Annotated in this window: 23 protein-coding genes; 22 read left to right on the top strand and 1 reads right to left on the bottom strand. The window is 39.5% G+C overall.

The window, feature by feature from the left end; all coding sequences use genetic code 11:
• The first annotated feature begins 28 nt into the window (after positions 1-28).
• The 6 genes from IGI49_RS04975 (at position 29) to IGI49_RS04950 (ending at position 4,868) form a co-directional block, all read left to right on the top strand.
• On the top strand, positions 29-967 hold the full coding sequence (locus tag IGI49_RS04975) for a sugar phosphate isomerase/epimerase family protein (protein ID WP_429963620.1): 939 nt from the start codon (positions 29-31) through the stop codon (positions 965-967).
• A gap of 16 nt (positions 968-983) precedes the next feature.
• On the top strand, positions 984-2,354 hold the full coding sequence (locus IGI49_RS04970) for a PTS transporter subunit EIIC (protein ID WP_429963619.1): 1,371 nt from the start codon (positions 984-986) through the stop codon (positions 2,352-2,354).
• A 15-nt stretch (positions 2,355-2,369) separates the two neighbouring features.
• Positions 2,370-2,831, top strand: coding sequence for a PTS sugar transporter subunit IIA (locus tag IGI49_RS04965; protein WP_429963618.1), 462 nt, complete (start codon positions 2,370-2,372; stop codon positions 2,829-2,831).
• A 19-nt stretch (positions 2,832-2,850) separates the two neighbouring features.
• Positions 2,851-3,516: a ribulose-phosphate 3-epimerase gene (locus tag IGI49_RS04960; RefSeq protein WP_429963617.1), complete on the top strand. Its 666-nt coding sequence runs from the start codon at positions 2,851-2,853 to the stop codon at positions 3,514-3,516.
• Complete coding sequence (rpiB, locus tag IGI49_RS04955; RefSeq protein WP_429963616.1) at positions 3,513-3,953, top strand: ribose 5-phosphate isomerase B; 441 nt, start codon at positions 3,513-3,515, stop codon at positions 3,951-3,953. The genes IGI49_RS04960 and rpiB overlap by 4 nt, the downstream gene beginning before the upstream one ends.
• Positions 3,954-4,127: 174 nt before the next feature.
• Positions 4,128-4,868, top strand: coding sequence for a DeoR/GlpR family DNA-binding transcription regulator (locus tag IGI49_RS04950; RefSeq protein WP_429963615.1), 741 nt, complete (start codon positions 4,128-4,130; stop codon positions 4,866-4,868).
• Positions 4,869-5,081: 213 nt separating this feature from the next.
• On the opposite strand, the gene IGI49_RS04945 is transcribed toward IGI49_RS04950, so the two are convergent.
• Positions 5,082-5,975, bottom strand: a complete 894-nt coding sequence (locus IGI49_RS04945; RefSeq protein WP_429963614.1) for a LysR family transcriptional regulator — start codon at positions 5,973-5,975, stop codon at positions 5,082-5,084.
• 266 nt (positions 5,976-6,241) lie between these two features.
• Between IGI49_RS04945 and IGI49_RS04940 the strand changes: the two genes are divergently transcribed.
• The 16 genes from IGI49_RS04940 (at position 6,242) to IGI49_RS04865 (ending at position 22,083) form a co-directional block, all read left to right on the top strand.
• The gene (locus IGI49_RS04940; RefSeq protein ID WP_429963613.1) at positions 6,242-7,417 is read left to right on the top strand and encodes a Gfo/Idh/MocA family protein; all 1,176 of its coding nucleotides are present in this window, start codon (positions 6,242-6,244) and stop codon (positions 7,415-7,417) included.
• A gap of 20 nt (positions 7,418-7,437) precedes the next feature.
• Positions 7,438-8,184: a type I 3-dehydroquinate dehydratase gene (gene aroD, locus IGI49_RS04935; protein ID WP_429963612.1), complete on the top strand. Its 747-nt coding sequence runs from the start codon at positions 7,438-7,440 to the stop codon at positions 8,182-8,184.
• Positions 8,185-8,467: 283 nt separating this feature from the next.
• On the top strand, positions 8,468-9,499 hold the full coding sequence (argC, locus tag IGI49_RS04930; protein WP_429963611.1) for an N-acetyl-gamma-glutamyl-phosphate reductase: 1,032 nt from the start codon (positions 8,468-8,470) through the stop codon (positions 9,497-9,499).
• Positions 9,500-9,517: 18 nt separating this feature from the next.
• Complete coding sequence (gene argJ, locus IGI49_RS04925) at positions 9,518-10,711, top strand: bifunctional glutamate N-acetyltransferase/amino-acid acetyltransferase ArgJ (protein WP_429963610.1); 1,194 nt, start codon at positions 9,518-9,520, stop codon at positions 10,709-10,711.
• A 13-nt stretch (positions 10,712-10,724) separates the two neighbouring features.
• Positions 10,725-11,474 (top strand): acetylglutamate kinase, encoded by a 750-nt coding sequence (gene argB, locus IGI49_RS04920; protein WP_429963609.1) that lies wholly within the window; start codon positions 10,725-10,727, stop codon positions 11,472-11,474.
• A complete protein-coding gene (locus tag IGI49_RS04915; protein WP_429963608.1) occupies positions 11,471-12,619 on the top strand; it encodes an acetylornithine transaminase in 1,149 nt (382 codons plus the stop codon). The genes argB and IGI49_RS04915 overlap by 4 nt, the downstream gene beginning before the upstream one ends.
• Before the next feature lie 206 nt (positions 12,620-12,825).
• Positions 12,826-13,431 (top strand): protein adenylyltransferase Fic, encoded by a 606-nt coding sequence (gene fic / locus IGI49_RS04910; RefSeq protein ID WP_429963607.1) that lies wholly within the window; start codon positions 12,826-12,828, stop codon positions 13,429-13,431.
• 185 nt (positions 13,432-13,616) lie between these two features.
• Positions 13,617-14,423 carry a class I SAM-dependent methyltransferase gene (locus IGI49_RS04905; RefSeq protein ID WP_429963606.1) on the top strand — a complete coding sequence of 269 codons (807 nt, stop codon included), beginning with the start codon at positions 13,617-13,619 and terminating at the stop codon, positions 14,421-14,423.
• A 108-nt stretch (positions 14,424-14,531) separates the two neighbouring features.
• A complete protein-coding gene (locus IGI49_RS04900) occupies positions 14,532-15,305 on the top strand; it encodes a hypothetical protein (protein WP_429963605.1) in 774 nt (257 codons plus the stop codon).
• 293 nt (positions 15,306-15,598) lie between these two features.
• Entirely contained in the window at positions 15,599-16,297 is a 699-nt protein-coding gene (locus tag IGI49_RS04895) for a CBS domain-containing protein (protein WP_429963604.1), read from the top strand.
• A 4-nt stretch (positions 16,298-16,301) separates the two neighbouring features.
• Positions 16,302-16,766 (top strand): signal peptidase II, encoded by a 465-nt coding sequence (gene lspA / locus IGI49_RS04890; protein WP_429963603.1) that lies wholly within the window; start codon positions 16,302-16,304, stop codon positions 16,764-16,766.
• Entirely contained in the window at positions 16,756-17,664 is a 909-nt protein-coding gene (locus tag IGI49_RS04885; RefSeq protein ID WP_429963602.1) for an RluA family pseudouridine synthase, read from the top strand. The genes lspA and IGI49_RS04885 overlap by 11 nt, the downstream gene beginning before the upstream one ends.
• A gap of 214 nt (positions 17,665-17,878) precedes the next feature.
• Positions 17,879-18,421: a bifunctional pyr operon transcriptional regulator/uracil phosphoribosyltransferase PyrR gene (pyrR, locus tag IGI49_RS04880; protein ID WP_207701325.1), complete on the top strand. Its 543-nt coding sequence runs from the start codon at positions 17,879-17,881 to the stop codon at positions 18,419-18,421.
• Positions 18,422-18,427: 6 nt separating this feature from the next.
• Positions 18,428-19,699, top strand: coding sequence for a solute carrier family 23 protein (locus IGI49_RS04875; protein ID WP_429963601.1), 1,272 nt, complete (start codon positions 18,428-18,430; stop codon positions 19,697-19,699).
• Positions 19,700-19,711: 12 nt separating this feature from the next.
• Positions 19,712-20,638, top strand: a complete 927-nt coding sequence (locus IGI49_RS04870) for an aspartate carbamoyltransferase catalytic subunit (RefSeq protein WP_429963600.1) — start codon at positions 19,712-19,714, stop codon at positions 20,636-20,638.
• A 164-nt stretch (positions 20,639-20,802) separates the two neighbouring features.
• The gene (locus IGI49_RS04865) at positions 20,803-22,083 is read left to right on the top strand and encodes a dihydroorotase (protein ID WP_207701328.1); all 1,281 of its coding nucleotides are present in this window, start codon (positions 20,803-20,805) and stop codon (positions 22,081-22,083) included.
• Positions 22,084-22,085 lie beyond the last annotated feature (2 nt).

The following is a 22,085-nucleotide window of genomic DNA, read 5'->3' as shown; positions in this document are numbered from 1 at the left end:
ATGTAAAGAAAAGGCAGGAGGAAAAAAGATGAAGTTAGCAACAAGAATTAATTCGTTTTTACCAATATACGAACATGATTTAGGGAAGGTTTTTAAATCATTTAATGAATTAGGGCTTGGGTATGTCGATTTGAATTATCCAGAGCATGTTGAGGGATTAGATGCTTTAGCTATGAAGAAATTACTTGATGACAATCAGTTAAAACTCAATGGGGTTGCGCTGAGGTTTAGAAACGAGTTTATCAACGGCGAATTGGGAAATGCGGATGCTGAAGTCGCTGGACATGCTTTAGAATTGTGCAAAGAAGCTGCGGATTATTGTCGTGAATCCGGGGGGAAGGTCGTTACCATTTGGTTAGGGTTTGATGGGTTTGATTACAGTTTCCAAATCAATTACCAAAAGGTTTGGAATCAAATTCGCGGTGCGTTTATTGAAATTGCGGACTATGCACCTGATTTACAAATTAGTATTGAATACAAGCCTTTCCAGCCAAGGGCTTATGCTTTTATCGACAGCATGGGTGTGACTGGAATGATGCTTAATGAGATTAATCGTAAAAATGTTGGGGTGACATTGGATTATTGTCATATGCTGATGAAGCATGAAAATCCTGCTTTTGCGGCGGATATTTTTGCTGGACATGGAAAGCTTTACGGTGTTCATCTGAATGATGGGTATGGTTTAAATGATGACGGATTAATGATTGGAACAGCTACACCGTTCAAAACTCTAGAATTTCTATACTATGTAAAAAAACATAATTTTGATGGGGTTATCTATTTTGATACGTTCCCAATCATTGAACATGCGTCGAAGGAATGTGAACAGAACATGAAGATGATCCGTTTGTTTGATCAACTAATTGATAATGTGGGGTTGGATCACATTCAATCGATTATTGATCAAAATGACGCAGTTGCGGCTAGCGAGTTGATGGCATCGTTTTTCTCGGCTTCAGTAAAATAAAAAAGGGGTGGAAAAGATGGATTACAAAAAAATGGCGAAAAGCATCTTAGAAAATATTGGTGGTTCTGAAAATGTTGCGAACATGACCCACTGTGCAACCCGGTTACGCTTAACCTTGAAAGATACTTCAAAAGCTGATGATCAGGCCGTCGAGAATATCGACGGTGTGATCAATGTAATTAACAAAGCTGGTCAATATCAGCTCTTGATCGGAACGGAAGTTGGTAAGCTTTATGATGAATTCGAGCCGTTAGTTAAGGGTGAAGGAAATGTTGAGAGCACAGATACGAAAGAACAAACTGGAAGTATCATCAGTAATATTTTCTCGGCTGTTTCAGCAATTTTTGCCCCAATTTTACCAGCCTTAGCTGGTTCGGGTATTTTACGAGGATTATTAATCTTGTGTGTGCAATTAGGTTTGATTAGTGAAGACAGTGGAACTTATTCTATTATATTTGTTGCATCAATGAGCGTTTTTTACTTCTTGCCAGTATTGCTAGCGTTTACTTCAGCGCGACGTTTTGGTGCTAGTCCATATATTTCTGCGCTAATTGGTGCGGCATTGATTAATCCTGATTTTATCGGCTTGATGGGGAATGCTGGAAATGGTGCAACAACGGAATTCTTTGGTATTCCAGTAGTATTAATGAACTATAACTCAACCGTGGTACCAATTATTCTTTCTATCTGGGCCTTTTCGTATCTATATAAGTTTTTGGATGCAAAAGTTCCAGAGACACTGAAGCTGGTAATAATTCCGTTGGTTTCATTAGCTATTATGGTTCCGTTAACAGTGATTGTAATCGGTCCAATTGGTGTTTACAGTGGTGAAGCGGTGGCTAATGTTGTGAATTGGTTAATCGAACGAAGCAGTGTTCTAACTGGTGTTTTAGTTGGTGGAGGTTGGAGTATCTTGGTAAGCCTGGGAATTCATTGGGCAGTGAATCCAATTATGATCAACAATGTTTCTACTTATGGTTTTGACTATATCGTTCCTTTTACGTTTGCTTGTAACTTTGCGGTAATTGGTACCACAATCGGTGTTTACTTCAAAGCGAAGGATAAGAAATTACGTAGTTTTGCATTGACTGGTTTAGTAACAATTGCCTTATCTGCAATTATTGAAGCAACACTGTTCGGACTATTAGTAAAAAACAAAAAATTATTCTTAGCTCAAATTATTGGTGGAGCAGTTGGTGGGGCTTACTTAGGCTTGATGAAGGTTGTAACGAATGCTTTTGTTTTTGGTAGTGTGACAACATTCCCCGCATTTGTAGGAGAGAAATCCTCAAACTTTATTCAAGCGATGATTGGTTTGTTGATTTCTATGGCAGTATCCGCAGTATTAGCCTTCATTTTTACTAACAAGGATGAAAAATTAGCATAGAAAGCAGGAGTATCTATGGGGTTATTCAATAAAAAGACAACCATTTATTCGCCGGCAAAAGGATTTGTCAAATCTATCGAACGAGTGAATGATCAAATGTTTGCTGCAAAAGCTCTGGGTGATGGTTTTGCTGTTGAACCAGCAGCAGAGTTGATTGTATCACCAATTGAGGGAACGGTGGTCTTTGTATTTCCTACTAAACATGCCATATCCTTAAAAAACAAGCAGGGGTTAGAGGTTTTACTCCATATTGGTATTGATACGGTGGAATTAGGTGGTGCCGGATTTACGATCAAAGTTAGTGAAGGCGATCAGGTGACCGAAGAAACGGCATTGGCAGAGGTGGATTTCAGCCTGTTAGCCTCAAAAGGAAAAGAGACAGATGTCATGGTGATTTTTACTAATCTTGAAAAAAAGACTGTTGTTTTTGATGAGGGTCAGGTAGTTGCAGGACAAGCAATCGGAACAATTAAATAGACAGGGAAGAGGGAGTCTTTTGGAAAACACGCTAATCTGCCCTTCCATGATGTGCGCAGATTTTACTAACTTGAAACGAGAGATCGAAACTTTGACAGATGCGGGCATCGATATTTTCCATCTTGATATTATGGATGGCCGCTTTGTTCCTAACTTCGGAATGGGTCTGCAGGATGTTGAAGCTATTCGTAAACTGACAAGTCAATTAGTTGATGTTCATCTGATGATTGATGATCCAGGAGAGTATGTTGAGAAATTTGCAGACATTGGAGTTGATATTATTTACTTCCATCCCGAGGCGGACAGACAACCCACACGAACAATTGATAAAATTAGAAACAAACAGAAAAAGGTTGGTCTAGCCCTTAATCCTGGTACCAGTATCGCAATGGTGGAAGAATTATTACCTTTGATTGATTATGTTATGGTGATGACGGTTAATCCTGGATTTTCCGGTCAAAGTTATTTAAATTATGTGGACAGAAAAATAAAGCGTTTAGTCAACCTAAAGTGTAATTATGATTATCAGGTGATTATAGATGGGGCTGTTTCGCCTCAAAAGATTAAAGTATTAAGCAAGCTTGGCGTAGATGGATTTGTTCTTGGAACATCAGCCCTATTTGGAAAAGAAACTTCTTATAAAGAACTTGTCTTAACATATAAACAAAGGATGAAGAATGAATGAAACTAGCAATTGGTTGTGATCATGTCGGTTGGGAATTAAAACCAGCTATCATAGAATTTTTAGAGGAAATGGGACATACTGTACAGGATTTTGGTACTACCAGCGATTTACGCGTGGACTATCCTGAGTATGCACAAGCTGTTTCCGAAGCTGTAGTGTCAAAAAAGTGCGACTTAGGTATTCTAATTTGTGGTACGGGTGTCGGAATCTCGATTGCAGCAAACAAGATAAAAGGGGTCCGAGCGGTTGTTTGCAGCGAACCTTACAGTGCAAAGCTTTCAAGAGAGCACAATAATACCAATATATTAGCCTTCGGATCGCGTGTGATCGGTTCAGAATTAGCGAAAATGATTACTAAAGAATGGCTTGAGGCTGTTTATGAGGATGGTCGACATCAGAAAAGAGTGGATCAAATTGCTGAAATTGAAAATCTATAAGTGGGAAAGGGATGCCTAGCGCATTCCTTTTTTATATGGAAAAATAATCTGTTCAGTTTGTAAACGATGTAACTAGCTAAAGAACACATCCTATGATGATTAGAACAGGAAAAGTATGATATAATTTGAAAAAAAGTGAGTGTTCAGCAAAGGCTCACATTGATGGAGGTCGCTATGATACCTTATGAAAGACAAGAAAAAATATTAGAAAGACTAAACTCTGAAGAGATCATGAAAATTGAAAAATTGCAGGAGATTTTACCTGGAGTATCTATTTCTACCTTGAGAAGAGATTTGAAAGAATTAGAAAAAGCTGGAAGAGTAGAAATGCTTTCTGGAGGCGCCGTTAAAATCTGTTCAACGACTTCTGAAATACCTATTGCGACAAAAACAACATTGTTTTCCAAAGAAAAAGAGAAGATTGCCGAAATAGCGGCCGGATTTATTCATGAAGGTGATGTGATCTATCTGGATTCTGGATCAACTTGTACAGCTTTGTTAAATAAAATCCTTAACATGAAAATCACAATCATTACAACAAATACTAGTATTTTCAATATTCAGCAGGAAACACAAGCTGAAATCGTACTTCTTGGCGGAAGATATAACCCTGTAATCTCCTCATTAAATGGGCCGCTGACGGATTCTAACATTCAGACATTTAATTTCCAAAAAGCTTTTTTAGGTGCCAATGGAATCGATGCTAAAAAAGGGGTTAGTACCCCCAATTTAGTTGAAGCAAACAAAAAACAGCAAATTTTGAGTAATTCGAAAACGGCGTATTTGTTATGTGATAGTTCGAAATACAATAAAGTAGCTGCTGTCAAAGCATTTAGTACGGATGAGGTTACTATTATCTCAGATGCAAATGATGAAAAAATAGGTGAAATTACTGAGATTATTTATCCTAAGTAAAATGGAAACTAGTATATTTAAATCAACGAATTCAGTTAAAAAGAAGGATGTTTAACAAAAAAATAAATGATCAAGAATCATCTTTTTAACTATTAGAAAAAAGTAATCAGTTGTTACAAAGTATCTTATATAAGAAAAATACCTTATGGAATGTTAAAAAAGTACATTTCATGAGGTATTTTTCTTGTATGCGTTTATTTTGACGATAAAGCTCTAAAAAGGCAACTCTAGTGAAAGCTGAAATTCTTTTTCCTTCAAGAAGGCTTCAAAGGCTTTGGCCCCAGCTGGTAATTGGATATCCTTCCTTTTAGCTAAATATACCGGACGATAAACCGGAGTTTCTAAAGGCAGGACTGCAATATCATGAAATTTCATTAAATTGTTGTAAGGCAATATGGCAGCTCCTAAATTAATCGAAACCAATCCAGCTAATGCTTGATCTTCCTCAACTCGACAAGCGATGTTTAGAGGAAGTTTTTCTTTGCGAAACAAATTATCAATGAAGTAGGTCTTATCCAAACAGAGAATCATCGGGATTTCGGATAATTCTGCAATGGAAACTTTTTTCTTCATTGCGTACGGATGAGACTTTGCGACGATCGCTACTAAGGGTTGATCCAATAAATGAAAGAATTCGATTTCTGGTTCATTCTTTAAGTAGGAACAAATGGAAAAGTCACAAATTTCTTTTTTTGCGTTGTCAATCAAACGTGGGGTATTGCCCTGCCAAAATTTGAATTTATATTTGGCACGTTCGGGATCACTGCGGAATTGTTTCAGCAGCTCAGGAATAATCTCAGGTCCTAAGGTAAAAATGAACCCTAAATCAATACTACCGAAATATGGGTCAACAATATCCTGAATCGTGTCAGCTCCTAGCTTGATTTCCTCCAAACCTTTTTTGACCTTTTCGTAATAAATCTTGCCCATCTTGGTTAAGCGAATATTTCGACCCACAGGTTTGAACAGGGCCACACCCAAGTCATCTTCCATCCGACGAATCATTCGGCTGAGGGAAGGCTGGGCAATACCTAGTTCGTCGGCGGCCTTTCCATAGTGCTCCACCTCGGCCAGACGGCAGAAGGCTTCTAAGTTATGCAAGTTCATGGTTAGCTCCTTTTTCTATTCAATGAAGGAATTGATTTTTTTGAATTGAGCATTATCACAAAAATGTTATCAGTGTTTAAATTGGATACACATTTTTCTAACTGGATTCTGGATATGGAAAACCAGAAAAGAGCTTTTCTGTTAAATTATAACATGATTGTTATGGATATCAATCTTGTTTGGAATTGTTTTCGCCATCGAAAATCCATATAGTATTTAATAGAAAGAAAACGTTTTAGAAAAAGAAAAAATGGAGGAATCAATAGATGAAAAAAGTAACAATTGCTTTAATTGGTGCCGGATTTGCAGGGAATTTTCATACTAATTCCTACAATAAGGTCAACGGTGTGAATTTACGAATCAAGTATGTTTATGACAATGATCAGCAGCGTGCACAACAGCTATGCGACAAATGGGACATCATTGAAGAAGTAGCCACCAGCTACCAGCAGGTTCTGGAAGATCCTGAAGTGGATGTCGTTGATATCATTACACCACCTGTAACTCACTTGAGTCTGGCTTATGAAGCGTTGGATGCCAACAAACATGTTATCTGTGAAAAACCGTTAACAGGTTACTTTGGTGAAGAAGGCGATGAAGAGCCCATTGGTCTGAAAGTACCTAAAATAAAAATGTACGAAAGCTTGCTTAAAAATATTGATGAGTGTCGTAAGAAATTTGAAGCTTCAGATCGTCTGTTCATGTATGCCGAAAACTATGTATATTCGCCAAATATCTTACGTTCAGCTGAAATCATTGAAGCAAAAAGAAGCAAGATCATGTACATGAAGGGGGAGGAAAGTATCCGTTCCTCCACTTCTCCAGCTTCTGCTTATTGGTCATTAGCTGGCGGCGGTTCATTAATTCGTCTGGGCAGCCATCCAATTGGCGGCATGCTGTTCTTGAAACAAGTTGAAGCAAAAGCTCGTGGTGAAGAAATCAGCGTACAAAGTGTTGTAGCAGAAACAGGACGACTAGCTCCAAGCTTGGACGAGCATGATAAACGCTATTTTCCGGCAAAATCAATTGATACGGAAGACTTTGCGACAGTAATTATTACCTTTACTGATGGTACCAAAGCTATTTCGATTTCTAATGACAATACATTAGGTGGTGTGAAAAACTATGTGGAAGTTTATACCAATGACAGTGCTTTGGTAAACAATATTACACCAGCAGACAACCTGTCAACTTACTTCTTGGATCAAGACAATTTGGATGATGTGTACATTTCGGAACAGCTGCAGGATAAAATTGGCTGGAACAAAGTATTTGTGGCTGAGGAAACTTTGCGAGGATACTTGGCGCAATTCCAAGATTTCGCAGAATGTGTGGCAGAAAATCGTCAACCACTATCCGGTTTGGACCTCGCTTATGATACAATAAAAATTATCTATGCGGCTTATCTGTCAGCTGAAGAAGGGCGCAGAGTAGATTTTTAAGAAAGAAGTGATAACTTAAGATGGAAACTGTAACTGTTGAAAAAGTAACGTTGGGTGAAGGTCTGCCGAAAGTGATCGTTCCTTTAGTGGGAAAGTCTCGCGAGGAAATTCTACAAGAGGCCGAAATCGCTGTAGCCAGCAATTGTGATATTATTGAATGGCGTATTGATCATTTTGCCGAAATTACTGATTTTGCTAAAGCGGCTGAGTTTGTTAAAGAAGTGAAAGCTGCTGTGAAGATGCCTTTGTTGGTTACCTTCCGTACAGCGAAAGAAGGTGGCGTTTGTCCGATGGATGATGCGCAATACTTCGAAATGTATAATGCTTTCTTGGAACAAGGAAACTTTGATTTGCTGGACGTTGAATTGTTTATGCCAGAAGCTGAGGTTGCAGATTTAGTGAAAGCAGCTCATGACAAAGATGTGAAGATTGTAATGTGCAACCACGACTTCGACAAAACACCACCAAAAGAAGAAATCATCACTCGTCTACGGACTATGCAAGATAAAGGCGCAGATATCTGCAAGATTGCGGTAATGCCGCAAACCACTCATGATGTGATTGTTCTATTGGATGCTACGCAAGAAATGTATAATAATTATGCAAAACAACCGCTAATCACAATGTCTATGGGCAAACTAGGTGTTGTCAGCCGAGTCTCCGGTGCAACATTCGGTTCTGCCGCAACATTTGGAGCAGCTAAAAAGGCATCAGCTCCTGGACAGGTTTCCGTCGGCGAACTACGCACGATTTTAGAAACATTATAGGAAGTAGTAAGATCAGGTGAGGGATTACCTGGTCTTTTTTGCTAGATCGTCTTTTCAAACTCGTTTATTATTTCAGAGATGAATGAGTTTGAGAAGGCTTTTTGTGTATAAATGTATAAAATTCTGTATATAGATGGCATGCGGGTATATTAGTGAATAAATTTGCGGTATTTGGTGAAAAAAACTTATAAAAAAGCATTGACTTATTCAGATTAGAATTCTATAATCATAAACTATACAACAACTAATTGTATTTTTATGCAATTTGATCGGAGGGTTTTGAGTGAAAGTATCAATTATCGGTGTGACTGGCTACAGCGGACTGGAATTACTGCGTCTATTAAGTAACCATCCAGCTGTAGAGATCGTTTCAATCCACAGTCATTCACAAAACGGGGAAGCGATCGATCGACGATTCCCACATTTGAAACAGCTGATCGAATTGCCTTTAGAAGAAGTCGATCCTGAGAAAATTATGGCACAGGCAGATTTAGTGTTTTTCGCTGCTCCATCTGGGGTAGCCAAGGATCAAGCACTATCTTTTATCGAAAAACAGTTTCCAGTGATTGATTTGTCTGGCGACTATCGTTTGAAAAATCCGGCTCAGTATGAAAAATGGTACGGCAAGACTAGTGCTCCGATTTCAGCTTTAGAGCAGGCAACGTACGGTTTGGCAGATTTTGACCTGCCGAAGAACTTGAAGCTGATTGCTAATCCGGGCTGTTACGCAACGGCGGCAATTTTATCAGTCGCTCCATTAGTGAAGCAACAGTTAATTGAAAAGAACTCCATCATTTTTGATGGCAAGTCTGGTTTATCAGGCGCTGGTAAGAAGCTTTCTGAAGTGGCTCATTATACTGAAGCGAACGACAACATGTCAGTGTACAAATTGAATCAGCACCAGCATATTCCGGAAATTATCCAGCAACTGCAGCAATGGGATGCGGAAATTCCAGCAATTCAATTTTCGACAGCTTTGATTCCGGTGACTCGCGGAATTCTGATGACTACCTATTGTAAAGCTAAAGCCGGTATTACTGGCAGCGAAGTTCGCGAAGCTTTTGAAGCAGAGTATGGCAATAAACCATTTATTCGCCTGCAGGAGGGACAAGATTTCCCTTGCATCAAACAAGTGGTGGGATCCAACTACTGTGATATCGGCATGGCTTATAATGAAGCAACTCAGACGATAACGGTAATTAGCGTAATTGACAACCTAGTCAAAGGCGCAGCTGGCCAAGCTATTCAAAACTTGAACCTACTAATGAATCTACCGGAAACGACTGGCTTAGAGCTGGTACCTGTTTATCCGTAATAACAAAGGAGAAGACTTATGAATATAATTGATGGAACAATCGCCAGTCCGAAAGGTTTTCAGGCCACTGGTTTACATTGTGGATTAAAGAAAAACAAATTAGACTTAGGAGTAATTTATTCTGAAAAAGCTGCGAAGGCCGCAGCAGTGTACACCACCAACCAAGTTAAGGCAGCACCAATTTATGTAACAAAAGAAGCAATGCAGGAACCAACAATTCAAGCAGTAGTAGTTAACTCAGGCTACGCTAATGCTTGTACCGGTGAAATAGGCTTAGTTCATGCGAAACAAATGCAACAGGCCACAGCAGATCACTTGGGTGTTGCGGCTGATGAAGTAGCTGTTGCCTCTACCGGAGTTATCGGTAAAATTATGCCAATTGAATTAGTCGAACAAGGAATTCAAAAGGTTGATATGGATGATTGCGAACCTTACCACTTCCACGAAGCCATCATGACAACTGATACGACAACTAAAGAAATCGTCGTTCAAGACACAATCAATGGCGAAACAGTAACGATTGCCGGAACAGCTAAAGGTTCTGGGATGATTCATCCTAATATGGCAACGATGCTAGCATTTATTACAACTGATGCAGAAATCTCACAAAAGCTGCTGCAGGAGTTGTTAAGTGAAAAGACGGAAACGACGTTTAACCAAATTACAGTCGATGGAGATACTTCAACTAACGATATGGTGTTAGTTATGGCTAACGGGCTTGCGGGTAATGCTGAAATTAAAAAAGGCACAGAAGGCTATGACAAGTTTGTAGCAATGTTCCAGCTAGTAAGTGAAACCTTGGCTCAAATGATTGCCAAAGACGGCGAGGGAGCCACTAAGCTGATTGAAGTACAAGTAGAAGGCGCAACTGACGAGTTGGCTGCCCGAATGATCGCTAAAAAGATTGTTGGCTCAATGTTAGTAAAAACCGCGATGTTTGGAGAAGATCCCAACTGGGGCAGAATCATCTGCGCTATCGGTTATTCAGAAACAAAGATTGATCCTGAGAAGGTAGATATGTGGATCGGCAGTGTGCAGGTACTGAAAAACAGCCAACCGCAAACCTTTGACGAAGCTGCGATTAAACAAATTTTAGAACAAGACAAGATTGTTATTGCTGTTGATATGAATTTAGGAAACGCAAAAGGCGCCGCTTGGGGCTGTGACTTAACGTACAAATACGTTGAAGTCAATGCGTTATACCATACATAAGGGGAGTAAAGACATGGGAAAAATCGTAGTGAAAATTGGCGGCGTCGCCAGTGATAATTTAACCGAAGAATTTTTTGAAACATTAGCAGATTGGCAAGCAGCCGGCAAAGAAATCGTGATCGTTCACGGTGGCGGCTACTACATCACTGAAATGATGGAAAAACTAAATGTTCCAGTAACAATCGCTAACGGACTGCGTGTGACCTCTGCGCAAGCACTAAAAATCACTCAGATGGTATTAATCGGCCAAGTTCAGCCTGCCATCACCACGGTTTTCCAGCAAAACGGCTTCTCAGCTGTTGGTCTGCATGCTTCTTGCGGCCAGCTAATTCAAGGAACTTTTATCGACAAAGACAACTTAGGCTATGTTGGCACCATTACCAATATCGGTACTGGTATGATTAACGACGTATTAGCGAAAAATCATGTGCCAATCATCGCTCCTCTTGGTTTAACTGAAGAAGGCGAATGGTTAAATATTAATGCCGACACAGCTGCCTGCAAAATCGCGGAAGCATTAGATGCAGAAGCTTTATACTTAATCACTGACGTACCTGGCGTAAAATGCGAAGGCGAATGGTTGGAACATTTAACGGCTGACGACGTTGAACAATTAAAAGATCAAGAAGTTATTACAGGCGGCATGATTCCTAAGCTAGACAGTGCTACATCCGCATTGACCAAAGGCGTAAAGGAAGTCTTCATTACTAACAGTATCGCAAAATGCGGCACAAAGATCACGAAAGCGAAGGTGTTTGCATGACTCATCTATTTCCTAATTACAAAAGAGAATCCATTGATCTAGTCAGAGGCTTCGGCAACTACGTCGAAGATCAAACTGGTAAAGAATATTTAGATTTCACCAGCGGAATTGGGGTAAACAGCCTAGGCCATCAGCACCCTAAGCTAATCCAAGCTCTAGAAAAACAAATGCACCTAATTTGGCATACCTCAAACCTGTATTCCAGCAAGCTGCAGGAAGACGTAGCCAAGAAATTAGCCAACAACAATAACTACTTGGCCTTCTTCTGTAACAGCGGAACCGAAGCCAACGAAGCAGCCATCAAGCTAGCCCGAAAAGCCACCGGACGTTCAAAAATTATCAGCTTCCAGCAATCATTCCACGGACGTACCTATGGCGCACTAAGCGCCACCGGCCAAGAAGCGCTGCATGAAGGCTTCGCTCCAATTTTACCCGATTTCCAATACGTACCTTTTAACGAAATCGAACCACTGAAGGAACTTGTCGATCAAGATACTGCAGCCGTTATGATTGAATTAATTCAAGGCGAAGGTGGCGTACTACCAGCCGAGGTCTCATTCGTCCAAAAAGTCGCAGAGCTTTGTAAAGAACAAGGCGCCTTGTTAATCGTCGATGAGATTCAAACAGGAATCGGCCGTACGGGTAATTTGTACGCCTACGAAGGCTATGGCATCGAGCCAGACATCTTCACCTTAGCCAAAGCCCTCGGCAACGGCATCCCAGTCGGCGCCATGTTAGGCAAAAAAGAATTAAAAGACGCCTTCGGACCAGGTTCTCACGGCACAACCTTCGGCGGGAACAAACTGGCACTACGAGTTGCAGTAGCAGTGCTGGATATTATCAACGATCCAAGCTTCTTGGATGAAGTGAAGAAAAAAGGCGATTACGCATTGAAGTCTTTGGACAGTTTGAAGGACTCAAGTGATAAAGTACTGGATGTCCGCGGCCAAGGTTTGATGATCGGTGTCCAGTTGAAGGATCAAGAAACTTTGAATGCAACAGTCGCTAATCTTCAGAAAAAAGGTTTATTAGTATTGAAAGCCGGCAACAACACGCTACGCCTATTGCCTCCTCTAACGATTGAACAGGATGAGTTGGAGAAGGGGATTGGGATGATAAAGGTGGAGTTGTTGGATAATAAGTAAGTATGAGAGCTCGGAATGCCATGAGGTGTTTCGGGTTTTTTGATGATCGGAAAGAACTTTTAAAGAATTGCTTCTTAGCGAATCATTTGACCTATTATAGTTTTTACACAGTATGTTTAAAATGGTAACATTAGGTATATAAGGTATATAAGGTATATAAGGTATATATCCAAACTCTTGACACCTTTTATGATGAAGGAGAACTATTGATGTTAGAAAACAAAGTAGGTATTACAGATCAAATTGAACTGGCTAAGGCTGAAGAAAAGATAAGTAAACAAAAAGCTAAGCAGCTATTTGAATCTGGAAAAATTGATGAGATAGAAGTTGGAACCTTTCAAGGATTGGCAGAAATTCATAAGTATCTTTTTGACGACATTTACTATTTTGCTGGAAAAATTAGAGATGTTAATATAGCAAAAGGAAATTTTCGATTTGCTCCTGTAATGTATCTAAAAACAGCCTTAGGACATATTGATAAAATGCCTCAGAATAATTATAAAGAAATCATTGCTAAATATGTAGAGATGAATGTTGCTCATCCTTTTCGTGAAGGAAACGGTAGAAGCATGAGAATCTGGCTAGATTTAATCTTGAAGAAGGAACTTGGAAAAGTTGTGGACTGGAGTCAAGTCGACAAAGAAGCATATCTTTCTGCCATGGAACGTAGTCCTGTAAATGATCTGGAGATCAGATTTTTGTTGAAGGATTCACTGACAGATAAAGTTGATGATCGCGAGATTTTTATGAAAGGGATAGATACTAGTTATTTCTATGAAGGGTACATGGAATATAGGATTGAAGATTTGTAGGCTATATTGTGGTCAGCTTAGAAATACAAAACTTTCGTCAAATTGCGAGATCGAGATAAGTAGAAGCAAATACACTCCAATTCAAGCAATTATTTTATAAATCGCTGCTTATTTTTATAATAGGTAACGATTTATTTTTATTTACTGTTATAATTAAACGTAAAGAATTTAGTGGAGGAAATCTCATGAACTCTAAAAATATATACGATAGCAACAGATCTGCATGGAATGAAGCATTGAATTACCATCAAAAAGCTAGGAGTAATTCTTTGCAAAAAGGATTCCAAGATTCTAATTTTACGATTTTCGATAGAGATTGCGATGCTGTACTGTTAGAAAAATTAGATGAAATTGATTTGACCGGTAAAGTGATCGGTCAGCTACCTTGTAACAACGGAAGAGAGTTATTATCTCTAATGAAACTCGGAGCCAAAAAAGCGGTTGGTTTTGACATCTCAGACAATGCAATTCAAGAAGCAAAACAACTAGCAGAAATAGCTAAAATTGACGCTACATTCGAACGAACTAATATTTTAGATATAAATTATTCATACAACAATTACTTTGATTTCATTTATATATCAGAAGGCTCACTTCAATGGTTTCCAGATTTGAATGAGTATTTTGCAGTCGTTAGCCGCTTGCTGAAGAAGAGTGGACAGCTGCTCATTTTTGAAATGCATCCAATTGCGTATCTATTCGAGGTCGATTTTGATGCAAAAAAGCCCGATTTTGATTTATTGGTCCCATATTTCGAAAAAGGACCTTATCATTATAAGGACGGTCTAGATTATATCGGTGGTGTTGAGTATGAATCCAAGGAAGGCTATTGGTTCATGCATAAGCTGTCGGATATTTTGAAAGCCCTTATAAAAAATGGGCTGAATTTGGAGGATATCGAGGAGTACAATTTGGAAATGGCTAATAACGAGTCAACGAAGGTTTTAGATAAGTTTCCGTTGAGTTATATGGTTTTAAGTATAAATAATTAAATTGTTAAGTACGTATTGAATTTTAGTAATCTCAACGGCATAGTTTATATAATTAATTGTGTTTACCATTTAAGACCGACATAAGAAGTGGAAAGAAGGTAGATTTTAATGATAGAACCTATTCTAACTTTAAGCAGTGCAATAATTACATTGATCACAACAGTTGTAGGTATATTAATAGAAAAGAAAAAAATTGAGAATGATAACAGTCCATCAAATACTCAAGATCAAAATTTTAGTGATATTAGCACAAAGGGAGATAATTCTTCTATAAATATTACTGCAACACAAGTACAATCATCAGTGGTAGTTAAAGGTCATCAAGAGTTTAAGATTAGAGAGGAAGAATTTAAAGATAATCTTAGTAGATTGAGAGGGTACAACAAATTTGTATGGGTAATTTTCCCGATTATGGTTCTCCTATTAACATATATGGAAAAAATCCCTTCGTATGAAATTGCATGGTTAATTTGTGTTATCACGATCAATTCCTTCTCCATCTCACTTTTTTTTAGATATTTATATCATAGATACGTAAAAGGAATAAAGGATAGAGGTTATGAACAAGATATAATTAGCAAATTTATAAGAAAGATTGAATACTTACTCTTTCCTTTGCTACTATTTTTTATATCTGCAAGAAGCATTGCTTTTTCTATTGCTAGAACCCCATATGAAATGAGCATGCCAAGAACTTTTATCTTTGTCTTTTTTCTGTACTTACTTTCATTTTATACAGAAAATTTGATGTTTCAATTTGTTGTAGGAAAGAATATTTGGAAGATTCCATTTTTCTTAAAAATACTTTTAATAACAATAGTAATTTTTTTGTCTATGATTTATTTGCGAGACATTTTTAATTGGTTTGTTATTAGTATGTAAAGTTGAGTAATGTCTAATTTATTTGTGATAGTTAAATATTTTTTAATATAATCCATGGGAGGCATTAAGTAAATAGAATTAAGTTTAGTAACTCACTTATACTAGCAGAATGATTCGAATTCATATCAATCTAAAATACTGTAATGATTTTAAAATATAACATTATATAGTTTTGCGTAATCGAACTGAAACAATTCTACTCCACACCCCCCGCCGAGTTTTTCGTCGTTCCTGCTTTCTTTATCCTTTCTTTTTTACTATACTGTGAATAGTAACGAAAAAGGAGCACATGCATGGGCGAGAGAGCTGATATTTTTCTTAGTACATTTAATCGTATTGAAAAAGAATTGAAGAATCAATTGAATAATCCTTCGAATATGGGCTTCAGTGAGATGGTTCGTCGTTTGTCTAAACGTAAGGGAACGTTAGTTGGAGATAATGAGAATGATTTGCTGCAGCTTGCGCAGCTGCGCAATGCGATTGTGCATGATCAGATTGCAGATGATTTTGTGATTGCGGAGCCAAATGATTGGGCGGTTCAGCGGATTGCAGAGATTGAAGAGGCTCTAGTTCGGCCGGAAAAGGTTTTGCCGCGGTTTGGTAAGAAGGTTACAGGCTTTGAACAGGATTTTCCGTTGCGAAGAATTATGGAGATTGTGGCTGAGAAGCGCTTTTCCCAGTTTCCGGTTTATCATCGGGGTCAGTTTAAGGGCTTAGTGACTTTGCGGACGATTGGTTTGTTCTTTGCTCAAGCTAGCTTAGCAGGTCCAGTGAATCTGGAAGGAAAAAAGGCAGAGGATTTGCTGCAGACAAATGGTAAGAGTACGAATTTTCATTTTGTTTCTGCCGATACGAAGGTTGCTGAGGTTGAGGAAATGTTCCGCAGCCAGACGACATTGGAAGCAGTTTTGATCACGAAAGATGGCGATCCTAATGGTAACTTGGTGGGGATTGTTCGGCCAAGGGATATTTATGCGCAGAAAGAGGAGTAGTCTATTGTTAGCTGTATATTTATTGTTGAGTGCTGCGATTATCGGACTTGATCAATTAGTTAAGTTTTGGATTGTCGGCAATTTTAATTTGGGTGATGGTCAACAGGTCATTCCGAATGTTTTGTCTTTAACCTACATTCATAATACTGGAGGAGCTTTTAGTTTGTTAGAAGGGCAACGGGTTTTCTTCATTATTATTACGGTGATAGCTGTGGGTGCTGGGATTTATTATTTAGCCAAGCATTTGCATGAAAGCAAATGGCTGACGATTGGTATCAGTTTATTCTTGGCTGGAGCGGTGGGGAACTTTATTGATCGCCTGCGTTTAGGCTATGTAGTGGACATGTTTCAGCTGGATTTCATCAACTTTCCGATTTTCAATATTGCGGATATGGCATTGGTGATTGGTGTTGCGATGATATTTATTTACATTTTATTAGATGAGAGAGAAAAAAAGCATGGAAAATGAAATTGAAGTAATTATACATGAAGAGAGTGGCCGGATTGACAAGGTGCTTAATGAACGGCTGAAAGATTATTCTCGTTCTCAGATTCAGCAATGGATCAAGGATGGACAGGTTTCGGTAGCTGAGCAACCGATTAAGGCCAATTACAAGGTGAGTAAAGGGGATCAGATTTTGATTCGTATTCCTGAACCAGAGGAATTAGAGCTGATAGCGGAAGACTTGCAGCTGGATATTGTTTATGAAGATGAGGATGTAGTTGTGGTTAACAAACCGCAAGGCATGGTGGTTCATCCATCAGCTGGCCATTCTCATGGAACGTTAGTTAACGGTCTGTTGCATCAAATTAAAGATTTATCTTCTATTAATGATGTCGTTCGTCCAGGTATCGTTCATCGGATCGACAAGGACACTTCTGGCTTATTAATGGTAGCAAAAAATGACCAGGCTCATGAAGCTTTGGCGAAACAGCTGAAGGACAAAACGTCGTTAAGGAAATACGTAGCCTTGGTTCATGGAGAAATTCCTCATGAAAAAGGTCGGATTGAAGCACCAATCGGTCGTTCAAAGGTAGATCGGAAAATGCAGGCAGTGATTGAAGGCGGCAAGGAAGCCGTTACACATTTCGAAGTGCTGGAACGCTTTACAGACTTTACTTTGATCGAATTGCAATTGGAAACGGGGCGAACGCACCAAATTCGGGTACACATGCAATACATTGGTTATCCAGTAGCTGGTGACCCGTTGTATGGACCTAAGAAAACCTTAAAGGGTAACGGACAATTTTTACATGCGAAGCTATTAGGCTTTACTCATCCGAAAACGGGAGAGAACTTAGTTTTTGAAGCACCGCTGCCGGAAATTTTTCAAAAAACTTTGAAGCAACTGCGAGAAAATGATTGATTTCTCAGAGAAAGAACGGTATAGTATTCTCAGTGAAAAAAACTGAATAGCGAGATCCTTTAAGAGTAGTCCCGTGAGGCTAAGAAGGGTGGAGATAGAAGCTTGGACTAAGTGCGCTTAGGATCAACTCTATCATTTTTGACGAAGTCGATTACAATCCTCCTACCTGCATGCGGGTAGGAGTTTTTTTATGGAAAAAAGAGGAGGAGACAAGATGTACAAAAAGGAAGTTGTCGATGAGGTAACGATGAAACGAGCGTTAACCCGTATCACCTATGAAATCATTGAACGTAACAAAGGAGTTCAAGATATTGTATTAGTAGGCATCAAAACTCGAGGAATTTTTATCGCTCAGCGAATTGCTGAACGGTTGAAACAATTAGAACATATTGAAATTCCAGTTGGCGAGCTGGATATCACCCTTTACCGGGATGATGTACAGAAACAGGAGACAGCTGAACCTGAGCTGCACTCTTCGGATATTCCTTTTGAAATTGCTGGTAAAGAAGTCATCTTAGTGGATGATGTGTTGTTTACTGGACGCACAATCCGCGCAGCTCTCGACGCAGTAATGGATTACGGCAGACCAAATCGTATTTCCCTAGCAGTGCTAGTTGACCGCGGACACCGGGAATTACCGGTTCGTGCTGATTATGTAGGGAAAAATATTCCAACAGCATTAACCGAAGAAATCATTGTTGAAATGGAAGAATTGGACGGACAAGATCGAATCTTGATCCAAAAGGAAGAGGCGTAAAGACAAATGCAAGAGTTTCACAACGACGATGTGGTATTAGACATCAAGGATCGTCCTAGTGCAGGACATTGGGTAGGGTTAAGTATTCAACATCTGTTTACGATGTTTGGCGCTACGGTGCTGGTTCCGATTATGGTGGGGATCAATCCAAGTATTGCGCTGGTCAGTTCCGGACTGGGGACGCTAGTATACCTGACAGTCACAAAAGGAAAAATCCCAGCATATCTAGGCAGCAGCTTTGCCTTTATCGCAGCAATGCAACTACTGATGAAATCTGATGGATATCCAGCAGTTGCACAGGGAGCGATGACCTGCGGCTTAGTTTATCTGATTGTATCATTCCTTATTCGAAAAATCGGGTCTGCCTGGCTGGATAAAATTTTACCGCCAATTGTTGTGGGACCAGTTGTTATGGTTATCGGTTTGGGTCTAGCTGGTAACGCGGCCACTAATGCGATGTACAATAACGATGTTTACGATTTTAAATACGTACTAGTTGCTTTAATTACTTTGGGATTAACGATTTTTTTCAACATGTTTCTCTCAGGTTTTCTCGGATTACTTCCGATTCTGCTAGGAATTGTCTGCGGTTATATCACCGCGATGTTGTTTGGCATTATCGACTATCAACCGATTATCGACGCACACTGGTTCGCACTTCCAGCATTTGATGTACCTTTTGCCACCTATCAGCCGAAGCTTTATCTAAATGCTATTACTACGATGGCACCAATCGCTTTCGTCACGATGACAGAACATATCGGTCATTTAATGGTATTGAATAAATTAACTAAGCGGAATTTTTTTGAAGATCCTGGGTTGGATCGTACCTTGATGGGAGATGGCTTCGCCCAAATCGTAGCGGGACTTGTCGGTGGACCGCCAGTAACTAGTTACGGTGAGAATATCGGAGTGCTAGCAATCACGCGGGTACACAGTGTGTTTGTAATTGGTGGTGCAGCAGTGTTCGCTATCGCTTTAGGCTTTGTTGGAAAATTAAGTGCATTAATCTTGAGTATCCCTGGACCAGTTATTTCTGGAATCAGCTTCGTGCTCTTCGGAGTAATTGCAGCTAGCGGATTGAAAATTTTAATTGAAAACCAAATCAACTTTGACCGAAAAAAGAACCTGTTGATCGCTTCAACGATCTTAGTTATTGGCATCGGCGGGCTGGTGTTCCAAGCTGGCACCTTTACATTATCTTCAATGGCTCTAGCAACTGTGCTAGGCATTATACTGAATTTGATTTTACCTGAGAAAGCACGCAGCGAAAAATAAGGAGGAAGAATCATGATCATCCAATCTGAAAAAATTAGTTTGAAGCATTTGTTAACAATCGAAGCTTTATCCGATCAGGAAGTTATGGGACTTATTAAACGAGGGCAACAGTTCAAAAACGGTGCACAGTGGTCACCTGAGAAATCACAGTATTTTGCGGCCAACCTGTTTTTTGAGAACAGCACTCGGACCCATAAGAGTTTTGAAGTTGCTGAGAAGAAAATGGGCTTGGATGTCATTGATTTTGACTCACGAACCAGCTCTGTGCAAAAAGGAGAAACCTTATATGATACCGTGTTGACTATGTCAGCGATCGGTGTAGATGTGTGTGTCATTCGACATGGTGATGAAAATTATTATGACGAGTTGATCCAAAGTCGAACGGTTCACTGTTCAATTATTAATGGTGGGGACGGCAGCGGCCAGCACCCAACGCAATGTTTACTGGACTTGATGACAATCTATGAAGAATTTGGGCATTTTGAAGGGTTGAAGGTAGCGATTGTAGGCGACATCACTCACTCGAGGGTAGCTAAGTCCAACATGCAAATGCTGAATCGATTGAGAGCGGAGGTTTATTTCTCAGGACCAGAGCAATGGTACGATTCTAGCTATGATGTGTATGGAGAATACCGACCACTGGACGAGTTAGTGGAAATGGTAGACGTAGTTATGCTTTTAAGGGTACAACACGAACGCCATGATGGCAACGAAAGCTTCTCCAAAGAAGGTTACCATCAAGACTACGGTTTGACGATTGAAAGAGCAAAACGTATGAAGGATAAAGCAATCATCATGCATCCGGCTCCAGTTAATCGCGATGTAGAAATCGCTGATTCATTGGTTGAAAGTTATCAGTCACGGATTGTTGAACAAATGAGCAATGGTGTGTTTGTTCGCATGGCGATTTTAGAAGCAATATTAAATGGTGTGTCTTAATCAGTTTGAAGAAAATGCTTATAATATATTGAATCCAAGTTGGATGCAGAGCAACTTTTCCTAGTGTAATACGAACAGTGTAACTGGATAGTGTATGGCGTAAAAATCGAACTAATTTTTCGGTGAAAAGTTAATTCATTAAAATGAACAAGGAGAGATGGATTATGAAGGTACTAATTAAAAACGGTAAAATTGCTGGAAAAGGCAATCAATTAATAGATGCAGATGTTTGGTTAGAAGATGGAATTATTGCTGGAATTGGCAAGTCTTTTGCAGATTTGGACTTTGATGAAGTTTACGATGCAAAGGGGCAATTAGTAACACCTGGTTTAGTGGATGTCCATGTGCATTTAAGAGAGCCTGGTTTTACTTATAAAGAAACCATCAAAACAGGAAGTCAAGCAGCAGCCCGTGGTGGATTTACAACCGTTTGTGCAATGCCTAACCTTGATCCTACTCCTGATACAGTTGAGAAATTTGAGCAAGTCCTTGATATCATTGAACGTGATGCAGTAGTCAAAGTATTGCAGTATGCACCGATCACAGAAGAGCTGCGCAGTGAAGTATTAACTGACCAAGCAGGACTGAAAGCAGCTGGCGCATTTGCCTTTACTAACGATGGAGTGGGCGTGCAAACAGCCGGAACTATGTATTTAGCAATGCAAGAGGCTGCGAAGCAAGGGATGGCTTTAGTTGCTCATACAGAAGATGATTCATTACTATTCGGCGGTGTTATGCACAAAGGCGAGATCAGTGAAAAGCTTGATCTGCCAGGAATCATGAGTGCGACTGAATCTTCTCAAATCGCTCGCGACGTAATTCTAGCCGAAGAAACTGGTGCACACTATCATGTCTGCCACGTATCAACAAAAGAAAGTGTAAGAATAATCCGTGATGCAAAGAGAGCAGGCGTTCATGTAACTGCAGAGGTATCACCTCATCACTTAATCTTGATGGATGAAGATATTCCAGAAGATAACGGTTTTTGGAAAATGAACCCGCCATTACGAGGTAAAGAAGATCGTGATGCGCTAATCGAAGGATTAATGGATGGAACTATTGATTGTATCGCTACCGATCATGCCCCTCATGGGTTAGAAGAAAAAAATCAAACGTTCTTAAAATCACCATTTGGTATTGTTGGCAGCGAAACAGCTTTCCAATTGATCTATACACACTTTGTAGAAACGGGCCGCTTTACTTTAGAACAAGTGATTGACTGGATGGCAGTGAAGCCTGCAGCAATTTTTGGCTTAAACGCTGGCACACTGAATATCGGCGCACCTGCCGACGTTGCGGTATTTGATCTATACACAGAAGAAAAAATTGATGATCAGCAATTTGCTTCAATGGGGGTAAATACACCATTCGTAGGCTGGCCTGTTAAAGGCAATACGATGTTCACCTTTGTGGATGGTAAACTGGTGTATAACAAGGAGGACTAATA

Origin of the sequence: Enterococcus sp. AZ071 (assembly GCF_050499065.1) — a bacterium.
GTDB lineage: Bacteria > Bacillota > Bacilli > Lactobacillales > Enterococcaceae > Enterococcus_A > Enterococcus_A ferrettii.
This window is presented reverse-complemented; position numbering and strand designations above follow the sequence as displayed.

Excerpts from the sequence above, each read along its gene's own strand:
- IGI49_RS04975 (WP_429963620.1), top strand. The coding sequence starts at position 29 with ATGAAGTTAGCAACAAGAATTAATTCGTTTTTACCAATATACGAACAT.
- IGI49_RS04970 (WP_429963619.1), top strand. The coding sequence starts at position 984 with ATGGATTACAAAAAAATGGCGAAAAGCATCTTAGAAAATATTGGTGGT.
- IGI49_RS04965 (WP_429963618.1), top strand. The coding sequence starts at position 2,370 with ATGGGGTTATTCAATAAAAAGACAACCATTTATTCGCCGGCAAAAGGA.
- rpiB (WP_429963616.1), top strand. The coding sequence starts at position 3,513 with ATGAAACTAGCAATTGGTTGTGATCATGTCGGTTGGGAATTAAAACCA.
- IGI49_RS04950 (WP_429963615.1), top strand. The coding sequence starts at position 4,128 with ATGATACCTTATGAAAGACAAGAAAAAATATTAGAAAGACTAAACTCT.
- IGI49_RS04945 (WP_429963614.1), bottom strand. The coding sequence starts at position 5,975 with ATGAACTTGCATAACTTAGAAGCCTTCTGCCGTCTGGCCGAGGTGGAG.
- IGI49_RS04940 (WP_429963613.1), top strand. The coding sequence starts at position 6,242 with ATGAAAAAAGTAACAATTGCTTTAATTGGTGCCGGATTTGCAGGGAAT.
- aroD (WP_429963612.1), top strand. The coding sequence starts at position 7,438 with ATGGAAACTGTAACTGTTGAAAAAGTAACGTTGGGTGAAGGTCTGCCG.
- argJ (WP_429963610.1), top strand. The coding sequence starts at position 9,518 with ATGAATATAATTGATGGAACAATCGCCAGTCCGAAAGGTTTTCAGGCC.
- argB (WP_429963609.1), top strand. The coding sequence starts at position 10,725 with ATGGGAAAAATCGTAGTGAAAATTGGCGGCGTCGCCAGTGATAATTTA.
- IGI49_RS04915 (WP_429963608.1), top strand. The coding sequence starts at position 11,471 with ATGACTCATCTATTTCCTAATTACAAAAGAGAATCCATTGATCTAGTC.
- IGI49_RS04905 (WP_429963606.1), top strand. The coding sequence starts at position 13,617 with ATGAACTCTAAAAATATATACGATAGCAACAGATCTGCATGGAATGAA.
- IGI49_RS04900 (WP_429963605.1), top strand. The coding sequence starts at position 14,532 with ATGATAGAACCTATTCTAACTTTAAGCAGTGCAATAATTACATTGATC.
- IGI49_RS04895 (WP_429963604.1), top strand. The coding sequence starts at position 15,599 with ATGGGCGAGAGAGCTGATATTTTTCTTAGTACATTTAATCGTATTGAA.
- IGI49_RS04885 (WP_429963602.1), top strand. The coding sequence starts at position 16,756 with ATGGAAAATGAAATTGAAGTAATTATACATGAAGAGAGTGGCCGGATT.
- pyrR (WP_207701325.1), top strand. The coding sequence starts at position 17,879 with ATGTACAAAAAGGAAGTTGTCGATGAGGTAACGATGAAACGAGCGTTA.
- IGI49_RS04875 (WP_429963601.1), top strand. The coding sequence starts at position 18,428 with ATGCAAGAGTTTCACAACGACGATGTGGTATTAGACATCAAGGATCGT.
- IGI49_RS04870 (WP_429963600.1), top strand. The coding sequence starts at position 19,712 with ATGATCATCCAATCTGAAAAAATTAGTTTGAAGCATTTGTTAACAATC.
- IGI49_RS04865 (WP_207701328.1), top strand. The coding sequence starts at position 20,803 with ATGAAGGTACTAATTAAAAACGGTAAAATTGCTGGAAAAGGCAATCAA.